This window comes from Elizabethkingia argenteiflava, assembly GCF_009904105.1.
GTDB lineage: Bacteria > Bacteroidota > Bacteroidia > Flavobacteriales > Weeksellaceae > Elizabethkingia > Elizabethkingia argenteiflava.
On sequence record NZ_JAAABJ010000224.1, the window covers coordinates 1 to 13,834 of the forward strand.

Here is a 13,834-nt window from a genome sequence, read left to right on the forward strand (position 1 = left end):
ATGCTACACGAGCAAGAGCATTAAAAAATTATGATAAACAAAATCAAGCTTTTGCGATTGATTTTGTCGAATACTTCCGAAAACATTTTCCTTTTCGAATTCATAGTATACAAACTGATAATGGTCATGAATTCCAATCTAAATTTCACTGACACTGTGAAGAATTAGGGATCAGACATATCTTTATTAAGCCTAGAAGCCCTCATTTAAATGGTAAAGTAGAAAGATCTCCTCTTACGGACAAACAGGAATTTTATCAATTAATTGATTATAAAGATGATATAGATATTGAACAAAAACTCAAAGAATGGGAAATATTCTACAATTCGCATAGACCTAATGCGGCTTTAAAAGGGAAAACTCCCTATGAAGTACTCAAAGAAAAATTAAATATTAATCCCTCCAAAATTTATTAAATTTGCTTGTCAACCTTAGGTCTGAGACGTACATTTAAAATAATTTTGTAGTTTTAAATGAGATGGTTAACGTATTTAACTGATTAGTAATCTATTAAATATATGATTTCTTGATCGAATGAACAATCTTTTTTATTCCCTAAATACATAATAGGTTAAAAATTAATATTATTTCACAATAGTATGTATATTTTTTAATATAAATTTTGATTTATTAAAAATTTATATTAAACTTGCATTAGTTAAGTATATGCCATTTGGGTATATGATTTACACAATGATGATTAAAATATTATAACACCTCACACGTTATCAATTAAATTAAAGACCTTGGTAAACGATGAATAAGTTGTAAACTATCCTGAGCATATCTATTTCTAAAGATATATCATTATATATAAATTATTTAGACGTAATTGGAAATAATCGAAAGAATATTACAGGTGCGGGGTTAGGTTTTAGCAAAAAGGAAGCAGAAATATCTGCTTTTGGAGAATATATAGAGCGGTATGTTTCTAGTTTTCAAATTAATAACGGTTTGATCCATGGTTCTTTTAACGACCTGAGGGATACCTATGCTTGCTATTCGCCGAAAAGTTTGGAGTACTTCAATAAAAATCAATATGAATCTGATACATTTGAGTTGAAGCAGTGGAGAGAAGACTCTATAATACATTGGAGTAAAAGTTGTAATTATTTTTCAGGAGAACAAATACTTCTCCCATATTTTATGACACATACAGAGAATATTATAACAGATGGGCGCTTTCATATAAATACTTCTACGGGTACTGCGTGTCATATTTCAATTAAGAAAGCGGTACAATCGGGCTTATTGGAATGTATTGAGAGAGATGCCTTTTGCAAGTTTTGGTATTTACAAAGGAACAACCGATATAGAAAATTTTCGGAAAACTTCATCTTAAACCAATATCCTCAGGATAGAATTATTGAGCAATTATTCAACAATAAAAAGGTGAAAATTATTACCTATGATATCAGCGAGTATGCTTATTGTCCTACTTTTGTAGTATTTATTTTATTCAAACGTAAAGGTAGATTGTTACAAAGCTGTGGTTCTGCCTCTCGTCTCCATCATCAGGAGGCTTTAATCAAAGCATGTGTTGAAGCCTATCAGGGCATAGATTATGCAGACCAGTTAACGTTTGAACTAAAAGAAGAGATTCCGATAGAAAAAGTTAATCAGAGAGATTTTTCTATGATTAATTCATTTAGAAAACACTATGCTTTATATTGTTTGTATCCTGAACTAAGAAATGAAGTGCCTATTTTAAAGGATGTGTTTGGATTTTCTCACTATAGTAACGACTGGAAGGAAGCATATGAACACCATGTATCCGATTTTTCTAATGAAGAGTTGAAATCTAAAAGATTGGATGAGATCTATTATACCATTCTGTCTGATCCAAATATAATACCTGCTGGCTATGAAGTGGTAAAAGTAACCACTCCAAAATTACACCTTTTAACGGGTAATTTTAATTATCCTTATTTAGGGTTGTTTTCTGATAAAGAAGATCTATTTACTCAAATGCCTCACTTTTTTCCTTAAATTTATTAAAATAACTATTCTAATTCACTGATATGAAAACGATTCTACTGGCGAGTATTGTCCAATTAACTTCCTGTTCCGAGTCCAAAACTGTGGAGGCTCAAACACCTAAATCTGATGTCACAATAAATCATTTGACTCAGGATATCCATAAGGAGAAAAAGCCTTACGTAATTTCAAAACAGGATTCTAGTGTTGTTTATAAAAAAGAAACTAATACTGAACTACAGGTGCAAAAAAAGTTTTTTCAAGAATCTGTAGAAGTCGCTATTGACGAGACCTGGGTTATAAAAAAGATTGATCCTTTGCTTCTTAAAGTAAAAAAAACATTATTAGACAAAGATATACCCAAACAAGATAAAATTTACTGGCTTGCCTATTTACATTATTATGAAGCCATTTTCTATAAAACGATTGCTAAAAATGATCATAAAGCCTCTGCTTCTATAGAAAAAGCGATAGAACTTTTAAACGAAAACCCAAGAACTTCAGAAGATTATGCTCTTCTAGCAGGATGTACCTCTTTTTCTATTCAGTTTGCAAACCTAGTCCAATTACCTAAAATATCAAGTAAAGTTTCGGAATTGGCTAAAAAATCTCTGCAGCTAAATCCTAAAAATATGCGAGCTTATTATGTATTAGCTTCTCATAATTTGTATACTCCGAAGATGTTTGGGGGGGTGGTAAAAGTCGAAGAATACGCTCATAAGGGCCTTGCCTGTCCCGAGCGTTTGGATCATAAGCTGTACAGCCCATATTGGGGGAAATATAAAATATATGAAATATTGGAAGATTATTACCAAATGGAAAATCGACCTTTAGAGGCAAAAAAATACAAGGAGTTAATTAAAAAGAAACTATAAAAAATAAAACTCATGAGAGATCTAAATATCTCACATTTGCTTTCCAAGCATAAGCTGAGTAATGATATTTTAGGCTTTTTGGAACGGATAAAATTTCATGCTTACCATTTGGAAAACCAACAACGTTTTGAATTAATTTCCAATGTTAACCAAAGTCCTGAATTGTTAAATCAAATTTTTAAATCTCAATACGAAACGGGATTTGCAAAAAAAATTGATTTAAAATTATCACCTACTAAAACCCCGAAACATGAACAGTTACAGAAGATCAACCTAGCTAGGAAAAGTATATATATCCTACGAAAAACTTTCAGATTTCCTACAACTATTTTATTCTATTACTGGAGAGGAAACTTATGAAGTATCGGGAATAGAAATAAAAAGAAGTATCCGAAATATTGCTTCTGGGGGAGGGGTATATCCTACAGAGATATTTATCGTCAATCAACGTATTCATGGGCTTCCAAAAGGAGTTTATCACTACGAAGTAATACAAGAAAAAATAGCTCTTGTTCACCCAATGGAGAATACTGATTTTAACCAGTTGCAATATTTATTTATGGCTTCTCAACATTCAAAATCGAATATTGATTATCAAGGGGCATCTTTTTTTATTTTATTTACTTCTGTTCTTAATAAACATTCTTTTAAATATCAAGACTTTGGAATATTATTATCGTTACTTGAAGTGGGAGAATTTATTCACTCTGCCTATCTATCTTGTTCTACTTTGGATTTAGGAGGATGTGTTTTTGGAGGTATACTAAATGATGAGATAAATAAGTTTTTAGATTTACGAAATCCCTTACATTATCCAGTAGTAGCTATGGCGGTTGGTAATAAAGCATAATATTAAAGAAATGGAGCTGAATAAAAATATACAGGTTTTTCATAAAGATAAAGAAAATATGTTATTGAAAGTAGGTAAAGAGCCTAATCTTATATCGATTTCTCATATTGAATATCGAATTTTAGAATATTACTCCAAAGTGCTAAATGCAGATAAAGTGATTATGTATTTCCAAAACGAAGTGAATATAGATAAGCAAGATTTAAAGAAACTGATTAGAATAGCGGAAAGCAATAGGTTAATAATCAGTTCTGAAGAAAACGAAAGAGATAAAAGATTATTTATCCATTTAATATTACGCAGAAATCGAAAAATTTTTGAAATTTTTAACGTAGACTTTACGAATACAATTATGGAACGTTTTTTTGAAAACAAAATTTTTCAGAAGTTGTTAATATGTCTTTTAGCTTTTATGACAGCATACTTTGTATATAATTTGGTAATAACGCCGTTAAATTTTCGGGAAAATTATCTTGAAATGCTGTATTCTGTTCCTGTTAGTTTTAGTTCTATTGTTGGATTTATTTATCTGTCTGTTACGGTTTCTTTATTTATACATGAATTGGGACATTATTTTGTATACAAACAAGTAGGAGGAAAAGGTTCCGTTTTCGGACTGGGTCTTATGTATTTTATACTTCCTATAATATTTCACAGGGCATTTATCAATAATCTTTCTAATAAAAAAGCAATAATCCTTACCTATTCTGGAGGAATTATTTTGGATTTTTTTACATTTTTATTTTTATTGTACTTCACTAAAAATTACTACCAAATTTATCCTATTTTGGCATTTTTAGGTTATTGTTTGATGACTTCCCTACTCATTCGTTCTTTTTTTAACCTCAATTTTTTTCTACCAGGTACAGATGGCTACTATATTTTTACAGAAATAATTGAAAGACCGGATTTGCATGATACATCTAAAGCAGCTTTTAAAAGCTTATTTCGTGGTAATATAAACGTCCAAATCCTTTTGCATTCTGTTTATTTCTTGCTCAGCGGGGTATTTATTATTGCTGCACTTTTATTTTTCATTTTACCACTGATTATTTATTTTTACTATGTTACAATATAGATTATGTAGTTTTGCAAGTTTATTTTATTTTCAATTTTTTTTCGCGCAAGAGGTTAAAAAAGACAGCATTTCCCACTCCATAGATAGTGTTGCAATAGGGGAAGAAAAAATTACTCCCAGGCATGATATTACTGAGTTAGTTTTGGTGAAAAAGGACCCCATTACAGAGCATCAAGCTGTAACAAAACTCGAAAAACTGGATATTTATTTTAATCCCACTTCACAGGCCGATCCACTGAAAGCAATTAATACCATGCCTTTTTCTACTAACTTACAAGAAACGGCATTACCTGTATTGAGAGGTGGAGATGCCAACCGTTCTAAAGTATATCTAAACGGTGTACCGATATTTAACCCGGTTCGAAATTCAACAGATAATAATTTAGGAAATTTTTCTCTTTTCAATACAGAACTATTGGAAAAGGAATATGTGTACCCCAGTAATCCTCCACTTTCTTTTGGAAACTCATCCGCAGGTATTGTAGAAATAGAAACAAGTAAAAAAATAACTTTAGATAATTTACAAATTTCTTTAAGCTTGTCCAATATTGGTCTTTTACTTAGTAAGAAATTAAGCAAAAAAGAAGGGGATTTTTTCCAAATTTATACAAATTATCAATTTTCGAAAGCTTTTGTGGATTTGAATAAAAATAGTGATTTTCTGAGAGTTAAAAATTTCTCTAGCAGAGATTTGGGATTAAATGCACATGTAGATCTTACCGATTATTTGTCATTCAATTCATATACTTATTTTATAGATGAGGACTACACATGGCTGAATAGTACTTTAAATTATATGGGAGATGCAAGTTTTGTAAAAAAACGACTGTTTTCGGTGAATAATCTAGATTTTTTGAGGCAAAAGAATAAATTTCGCTTCTCGGTATTAGCAGATGTCAGTAATAGTACTTATAAATTTGGTAATATTTTGTCCAATACTCAGACTGTTCAATATTTTTCTTCTCTGTACCACCAGCACCGTTTTACAAAAGAATTCAGTATGCAGTATGGATTAGATTTTTTCTTAAGTCATGAACATTACGATGAGTTTCTCCCTAAATTTTATTATGCTTTAAATCCGCAAAATCTGAATTATCATCTTTTTCAGAATAAAAGTTTTCAATATACAGAAACTTATTTATGGGTAGATTACAAGACCAAAGAATGGGGAGTATCTGCTGCGGCCCGACAAAATTTATTCCCTCAAGACAAAGTGTATTACACCAGTTATCAACTAATGCCTTATTACCATTGGAATAATAAAAACAAATTGAATTTAGGAATGGGTAAATATCACAGTTTTTCTCCGCCATTTTATACCGATAAGCACCATTATTTACTTACCAGCAAACAAATTGGGCTAGATTACCAATATGAAAATAGAAAACTTTCTATTTCTTCCGCCATATATACTAAGGAAGATAATGGAACACAAATTAGTTCTATAATAGAACAGGCTCAGAGAGTTCGGTCTTTCGGTATTGAATTTTCAGCACAGTATAATTTTACAAAAAACCTATACTTACAGCTATCCAATTTGTTTTTAGATCAAAAACAGAGCATATCTGGAAAAGAATATCCAGGGACAATGGATATGAAATATTTTATAAAAGCACAAATGACTTTCCTGCATGCTTTTATTAATGCTTCTCTTGCTCTTACCACACGCCCAGGGCAATTTTATACGGATATTTACTCGGCTTCCTATAGTCCGGAGGCGCAGAATTATCAACCTCTTTATACCTCATTTTATAACGAAAGATATTCCAAATATTTCCGTTTGGATTTCACAACGAATAAAACATTTTCCCTGAAAAAAGGGAGCTTAATAAGCTTTCTTTCAATTAGTAACTTGTTTAATAATAAAAATCAATCTTCTGCTTATTACAATCTAGATTACTCCCGTAAATTTTTCGTACCCTATCAAGGAAGAGTTTTTTATTTCGGTGTACAATGGCGTTGGAATAATATCGGGGGGTAATCTATCACTCACTAAAAGTAAAAAGTAATAACAATTACTACTTTTTATACCTACTCAAATCGGGAATCCTACACATTCCGTGAGGATTTTTTATAAATTTTAATCAACTTATAATTGGACGCATGTTTTTGTTACATTTGTGAGTCACTAAATTAACCCTGTTAAAAATGAGTATATTTAATAATACCCAAATTGCATTTGAAGATAAAACAACCGCCCAATTGAAAAAAGCATATTGGATGTTTAAAGCAATCGAAAATCCAGTATTAGCCCATTTAGGAGTATCTTTGCTAAATTTTAGCGTCAAAAATAATTTTCCATTTGTAGAAGAAATTGTAAAAAACACACTGTTTGAACACTTTTGTGGTGGTGAGACGCGTGAAGAGAGTATCAGTGTTGTTAATAGATTGTGGAAGAGAGGAGTGGGGAGTATTTTTGATTATTCAGTAGAGGGAAAAGAAGAGGAAGAAAGCTTCGACAGAGTTTGTGCAGAGATTAAAGATATTATTAAATTTTCCAAAGACCATCAGGCGATCCCTTTTGTGGTGTTTAAACCAACTGCATTCGGAAGAATAGGTCTTTATGAAGAGGTAGGGAAAGGAGGTCAGCTTACATCCGATGAGAAAGAGGAGTGGGAGCGCGTAAAACAACGTATAGACGAGATTTGCGAGCTCTGCTATGAGTGCAATATAAGAGCGATGATAGATGCAGAGGAATCTTGGGTACAAGATGCAGCCGATTATTTAGTAGAAGAGATGATGGAAAAATATAATAAGCAAAGCACTATCGTATGGAATACGATTCAAATGTATAGAACGTATAGGCTGGAGTATATGGAGCAACATCTTCATCGGGCCCAAGAAAAAGGATATTTTATAGGTTATAAAATGGTGAGAGGCGCTTATATTGAGAAGGAGAACACAAGAGCAAAAAAAATGGGATATCCTTCGCCTATCCATAAAACCAAACAACATACAGATGATTATTATAATGCTGGAATTGATTTTATAATGGCGCATCTGGATCGAATTTCTGCCTTCTTTGGGACGCATAATGAAAAAAGTACTCAGTTGATAATGGAAAAAATGAAAACGGCGGGACTTGCCAATAATTCTTCTCATATTTATTTCGGGCAATTATATGCCATGTCGGATAATATAAGCTTCTATTTATCAAAATTGGGGTATAATACCGCCAAATATCTACCCTATGGTCCGGTGAAGGAGGTGGTGCCTTACTTAACACGGCGTGCTCAGGAAAACACTTCCGTAGCAGGGCAATCGGGTCGCGAGCTCTCTCTTATTAAAAAAGAAATAGAAAGAAGAAACAAAGATAAAAAATGAAGTTTGTACAGCTCATTTTACCTTTAAACATAAAGGCCACCTATACTTATAGTGTTCCTATATTTTTAGAAGGTAAGCTAGAGATAGGCATGAGGGTAGTGGTACCTTTTGGAGGTAAAAAATTATATACCGGAATTATCGCTGAGATTCATAATAGAGTGCCGGAAGTTTTCTTACCCAAAGAAATTATCTCAGTCTTGGATAGTGAAGCTATTCTGCCCCGGGAGCAATTATTATTTTGGACTTGGCTTTCCGATTATTATTTATGCAATATAGGAGAAATCTATCGTATTGCATTTCCTTCTTCTTTAAAGCTGGAGAGTGAAACTTATATCGGTAAAAATCCTAATGTAGAAATAGATTATAGTATTTTAGATGCCAATGAATTGCATTTAATGCAGGCATTGGAAGTAAAATCAATGATAAGCCTCCAGGAATTAGAAGCTTTTATTCCCAGAAAGGAGATCATGAAGACTCTTAATCACTTATTGGATGAGCGCTGGATTATGATTGATGAAAGGATAAGTGAAAAATATAGGGCGAAAGAAATCTCTTATATCAGACTAAAAGAAGGCTTATTGCAGCCTTCTAAACTAACCGAAATTCTGACAGTATTAACCAAAGCACCTAAACAGAAGGCTCTTTTTTTAGCCCTCTTAGATAAAGAGACCTCAGGAGAGACAAGGATTAAAAAATCTGAACTTTTCGAAAATAAATTCTTTAGCAGTTCTCAACTCAAAGCTTTGATAGATAAGGGTTTTTTAGAAGAGTATTACGTACAGAAAAATAGAATAGAAGCTTATGAAGGGGTCTTAGAATCCCTAGAACAGCTTACCGAAATCCAGCAAAAAGCCCTGTTGGAAATAGACCAACAATTTACCCATAAAGATGTTGTTTTATTACATGGGGTTACCGGTTCTGGGAAGACCCATTTATATAGCGCAAAGATTGAAGAATTGATCTCAAAAGGTAAAAATGTATTGCTGATTTTTCCGGAAGTAAGCCTTGCCAAACAGATGATTCGCCGGTTAGAAAAAAAACATGGAGCTCTATTGGGGTTTTATCATTCTAAAATGACTGATTTTGAGAAAGTAGAAGTCTGGAAAAATGTGAGACAAAATAAATTTAAAATTATTTTGGGGACGCGAAATGCCTTGTTTTTACCCTTTCGAAATTTAGGACTAATCGTTGTAGATGAAGAACACGACACTCAATATAAATCCACTTCTGTACATACTTTTTTTAATGTTAAAGATGCAGCCATACTTCTGGCCAGTTTCTATAAGGCAAAGATCTTATTAGGAAGTGCTACCCCTTCTGTAGAATCTTACCACAATGCTTTAACTGGAAAGACAGGTCTGGTAAAGATGGAAGAACGTTTTGGAGGCGGTAAACTACCGATTATAGAGCTCTTGGACTTTAAAGAGGCACAGCAGCTTAAAACCACCAAGGGGAGTTTTACCTTTCAGGCACTTACCGAAATTCAAAATGAATTGGAAAAGAAAAAACAGGTTATCATCTTACATAACCGGCGCGGTTATGCCAATGTGGTAGAATGTAACAGCTGTGGCTATGTACAGTATTGTAATAATTGCGATGTGGTGATGACTTATCATAAAGTATCCCAAGATTTGAAGTGTCATTACTGCGGACAGAGAGCCGCTATGCCCATAAGTTGTCCCTCCTGTCATTCTGAAAATATCACTACAAAAGGCTTGGGCATTCAGCAATTAGAAGAAGAGATAAAGAAATTATTTCCCACGGCAACTGTAGGAAGAATGGATCTGGATGCTATGCGTACTAAATTTGCTTATGAGAAATTTTTTGAGAAAATAGAAAACAGAGAACTAGATATTATTATAGGGACACAGATGATTTCTAAAGGCTTGAGCTTTGAGAATGTAGATTTGGTGGTGGTTCCCAAAGCTGATGCTTTGCTCCATATTCAGGACTTTCGAGCCGAAGAAAGAGCTTATCAGTTGTTTATTCAGGTGGCTGGACGTGCGGGTAGAGCTTCCCAGAAAGGGAGAATGCTCCTTCAGACCTATAATCCCGAGCGAATAATTTTTGATAAATTATTAAAAAATAACGAATATATTTACGAATATCTTATTGAGGAGAGAAAGAAGTTTTTATACCCACCCTTTGTTAGACTGGTTTTCATAGAATTAAAACACAGGAAGGAAGATAAGTTAGAGCGCGCCTCTTTATTTCTAGGCTCCATTATTAGAAAGTATTTACCCGAAAACTGTGTTTTCGGTCCCGAAAAATCACCTATTTTCAGAATTAATAATGTTTATCAATACCAGTTATTACTAAAGCTGCCCAAGGGAAAAAAATACAATTTATTTAAACAAATGCTGGCTAAGTCAATAGAAGAATTCAATCAAATAGCGGGTTATAAAAATGTTAAATTAATGGTCTCCATAGATTTTTAACTAATTTTAACAAAAGTTAAGAAGCTTTATTATATTTAAAAGGAATAACAGAAACAATAAATTAGTATTTTTATTCCATATTTTAAAACACGGGGTGATATTTTTATAAAAATTCATCATTATCTTGTTTTTTTTAATTTATTGATAAATGAATGTAAAAAAAGTTATTTTAGGAAATTTACTGTTCTTAACATCCTTTATCTTCGCACAGCCTTCGGTACAAACCTATTATCCACAGGCATATGCGGAGCAGCAGTTGGTAGGGAAAAGCGTAACCGCCGAAAAATCGCTGTTAGAAGCTAAAGACCAGTTAGAAAATGAGTTGAGTAGAATGCATAGCGATCCTGTTTTACGTTATGCTACTTGGGGGTTTGCTGTTTACGACCCTCAATTGAACAGATTGATCACGAGTTACAATGAAAACTTACCCTTAATTCCAGCTTCTACTACTAAGCTATTGACTACAGATACGGCTTATTCAGTGTTTGGTCAAAATTTTCAGTGGACAACACAATTAGAATATTCTGGAGAAATTTCTCCAGATGGGGTTTTAAACGGCAACTTGTACATTGTGGGAAGTGGAGATCCTACTTTGGGTACTGGACAAGCTGGGGCCGACACCTATGGGGGGGTGATCAATAATTTTAGAGAAGCAATACAAAATTTAGGCATCACGACCATTAACGGTGATATTATTGTACAAACCGCGGTATTTAAATCACCTGAGAACGTGATTCCAGCCAATATCATATGGTTAGAACATAACAACTATTATCTACCTGTAGGCAGTACAGCCAATATAAATCCCCAAAATGAAAAACCGGCAGCTAAAGCCAAAAAAGCAGCCTCTTTGCAAAGGTATTTTTATATTTCCCCATACACTAAACAACTCGTTTATACCGATAGAATACAAGGAGATGGCTATATTTTAGGAGAATTGCCTCAACCACCCATGTATTTAGCAAATAATTTTCGTGCAGCCTTATCCAGGGATGGGATAGCCGTTTTAGGTGAGGTAATGTCCCGTGACTTAGATACCACACCTGAAAAGAGGATGTTTGTAGCCGCCCAAAAATCACCAAGCTTAGCCAATATTGTATATTATACCAATCAAAATAGTAATAATAGATTAGCAGAGGCTTTATTGGTGATATCAGGATTTTATGCAAATGGAGATTGCTCTATGGAGGGAGGCAGAAATGCAGTGATCAATCATTTAAATAGCGTAGGCTTTGATTTCTCAGGGCTTAATTATAGCGATGGCAGCGGTTTGTCCAAGAGCAATTCTGTAACGCCTCTGGCGCATGTTAAATTTTTAGCACAACTGATGAAGCAGCCCTATTTTCCAACTTATTTTGAATCCTTACCCATTGCAGGCAATACAGGAACCTTAAAAAGAATGTTTTTATACAATGAAGCTAACGGACAGATTTTTGCTAAAACGGGTACTTTGAATAGGGTAAAAACCCTGGCAGGTTATATAAGGACGAGAAGTGGTAGAATGCTCACTTTCTCTTTATTGATCAATAATTATAGTGGTTCTGTAAGCCAAGTAAAGCGTAGAATGGAAGAATTGCTAGAGCCTACATTACAACTATAATTTTTTTAGGATAACAATTTAAAGCCTTCTTTACTGAAGGCTTTTTTTATAAATTAGCAGTTCAAATTAGATAACATGATTAGCCAAACATTTTTAGAACACCTCCAAAAGGAATTAAAAGAAATTGATGCAGAGGGATTGTATAAAAGAGAGCGCATTATAACATCTGCTCAGGATGCGGAAATTGTGACCAATGGTAAAAAAATATTGAATTTCTGTGCCAATAATTATTTAGGATTGGCCAATCATCCAGACGTGATTAAAGCTTCACAGCAAGCCATCGAAACTTATGGATATGGAATGGCTTCGGTGAGATTTATCTGTGGAACACAAGATATTCATAAAAATTTAGAAAAAAAACTTTCAAACTTCTTAGGGACTGAGGATACCATTTTATATGCGGCCTGTTTCGATGCCAATGGAGGTATTTTCGAACCCTTATTTACAGAAGAGGATGCTATTATTTCAGATGAACTAAATCACGCTTCTATTATTGATGGTGTCAGACTGTGTAAGGCTGCACGCTATAGGTATAAAAACAATAATATGAGCGATTTGGAGCAGCAGCTTAAAGCGGCCTCTGAAAAAAAACACAGGTTTAAAATTATTGTAACCGATGGTGTGTTCTCTATGGATGGTGTGGTAGCCAATATAAAGGGGATATGTGATCTTGCCGAAAAATATGACGCCTTGGTAATGGTAGACGATTCACATGCCACAGGCTTTATAGGTAAGACCGGGCGTGGAACTCATCAAGCGAATGATGTGATGCAGCGGGTGGATATTATTACCTCTACCTTAGGGAAGGCTTTAGGGGGAGCGCTAGGTGGATTTACATCCGGTAAAAAAGAAATTATTGATATGCTGAGACAGCGTTCTCGCCCGTATTTATTTTCCAACTCATTGGCTCCTGGTATTGTAGGTGCTGTTGATAAAGTATTAGATCTTATAACAACAGATACCTCTAGAAGAGATAAAGTTATGGAAAATGCACAATATTTCCGATCTAAAATGCTAGACGCTGGCTTCGATATTTTAAAGGGAGATGCAGCTATAGTTCCAGTAATGTTATACGATGCTAAACTCTCTCAAAAAATGGCGGATAAATTACTAGAAGAAGGAATTTATGTCATTGGCTTCTTCTACCCAGTTGTACCAAAAGGTAAAGCGAGGATCAGAGTACAACTATCCGCAGCACATACCCGAGCCCATTTGGATCAGGCGATCACAGCTTTTACCAAAATCGGCAAAGAACTGGGAGTGATATAAGTTTGTTGTATTTTTTTACTAAAGAAAAAAAGCCTTAATGATTAATTAAGGCTTTTCTTATTCATATTTTCTACATCTGAATTCCAGATCATCTCCAATAGCATAAAGTTTTTTCCATCATTTAATTTTATAGGATTAAAAAATATATTCATACTATTTGAGAATATGTACTTGTTTATCTGTGTTTACTACACAAATCCACAACCACAAAGAGGTTTAAACAGTCAAAAACTTGACAAAGGGGGTCAGGATGTTATATATTTGCGGTCTTAAATTTTTTTAACGTAACATAGGATTTTATAACAATGAAAACTTCTGATTTTAATTTTAACCTTCCCGATCATCTTTTAGCAGAGCATCCATGTGAAAACAGAGATGAGGCCAAATTGATGGTGTTAGACCGTAAAACACAAACCATCGAAC

The 13,834-nt window shown here is 33.6% G+C and carries 11 protein-coding genes and 1 pseudogene; all 12 read left to right on the forward strand.

Features of this window, described 5'->3' with window-relative positions:
• Nucleotides 1–416, forward strand: a pseudogene (locus tag GNY06_RS13980) (integrase core domain-containing protein); the annotation flags it as partial.
• 436 nt (nucleotides 417–852) lie between these two features.
• Nucleotides 853–1,989 carry a YcaO-like family protein gene (locus GNY06_RS01960; RefSeq protein ID WP_317163729.1) on the forward strand — a complete coding sequence of 379 codons (1,137 nt, stop codon included), beginning with the start codon at nucleotides 853–855 and terminating at the stop codon, nucleotides 1,987–1,989.
• 32 nt (nucleotides 1,990–2,021) lie between these two features.
• A complete protein-coding gene (locus GNY06_RS01965; RefSeq protein ID WP_166518560.1) occupies nucleotides 2,022–2,852 on the forward strand; it encodes a tetratricopeptide repeat protein in 831 nt (276 codons plus the stop codon).
• 12 nt (nucleotides 2,853–2,864) lie between these two features.
• The gene (locus GNY06_RS01970; RefSeq protein WP_166518561.1) at nucleotides 2,865–3,212 is read left to right on the forward strand and encodes a hypothetical protein; all 348 of its coding nucleotides are present in this window, start codon (nucleotides 2,865–2,867) and stop codon (nucleotides 3,210–3,212) included.
• Nucleotides 3,190–3,702, forward strand: coding sequence for a SagB family peptide dehydrogenase (locus tag GNY06_RS01975; RefSeq protein WP_317163730.1), 513 nt, complete (start codon nucleotides 3,190–3,192; stop codon nucleotides 3,700–3,702). Before GNY06_RS01970 ends, GNY06_RS01975 begins: the two co-directional genes overlap by 23 nt.
• Before the next feature lie 10 nt (nucleotides 3,703–3,712).
• On the forward strand, nucleotides 3,713–4,780 hold the full coding sequence (locus GNY06_RS01980) for a hypothetical protein (RefSeq protein WP_166518562.1): 1,068 nt from the start codon (nucleotides 3,713–3,715) through the stop codon (nucleotides 4,778–4,780).
• Nucleotides 4,767–6,761, forward strand: a complete 1,995-nt coding sequence (locus GNY06_RS01985) for a TonB-dependent receptor (RefSeq protein WP_166518563.1) — start codon at nucleotides 4,767–4,769, stop codon at nucleotides 6,759–6,761. The genes GNY06_RS01980 and GNY06_RS01985 overlap by 14 nt, the downstream gene beginning before the upstream one ends.
• Before the next feature lie 167 nt (nucleotides 6,762–6,928).
• Complete coding sequence (locus GNY06_RS01990) at nucleotides 6,929–8,104, forward strand: proline dehydrogenase family protein (RefSeq protein ID WP_166518564.1); 1,176 nt, start codon at nucleotides 6,929–6,931, stop codon at nucleotides 8,102–8,104.
• Nucleotides 8,101–10,542 carry a replication restart helicase PriA gene (gene priA, locus GNY06_RS01995; protein ID WP_166518565.1) on the forward strand — a complete coding sequence of 814 codons (2,442 nt, stop codon included), beginning with the start codon at nucleotides 8,101–8,103 and terminating at the stop codon, nucleotides 10,540–10,542. Before GNY06_RS01990 ends, priA begins: the two co-directional genes overlap by 4 nt.
• Before the next feature lie 148 nt (nucleotides 10,543–10,690).
• The gene (dacB, locus tag GNY06_RS02000) at nucleotides 10,691–12,142 is read left to right on the forward strand and encodes a D-alanyl-D-alanine carboxypeptidase/D-alanyl-D-alanine endopeptidase (RefSeq protein WP_166518566.1); all 1,452 of its coding nucleotides are present in this window, start codon (nucleotides 10,691–10,693) and stop codon (nucleotides 12,140–12,142) included.
• A 75-nt stretch (nucleotides 12,143–12,217) separates the two neighbouring features.
• Nucleotides 12,218–13,411, forward strand: coding sequence for a glycine C-acetyltransferase (gene kbl / locus GNY06_RS02005; protein ID WP_166518567.1), 1,194 nt, complete (start codon nucleotides 12,218–12,220; stop codon nucleotides 13,409–13,411).
• 305 nt (nucleotides 13,412–13,716) lie between these two features.
• The coding region (locus GNY06_RS02010) for an S-adenosylmethionine:tRNA ribosyltransferase-isomerase (protein WP_166518310.1) at nucleotides 13,717–13,834 on the forward strand (118 nt) is incomplete at its 3' end.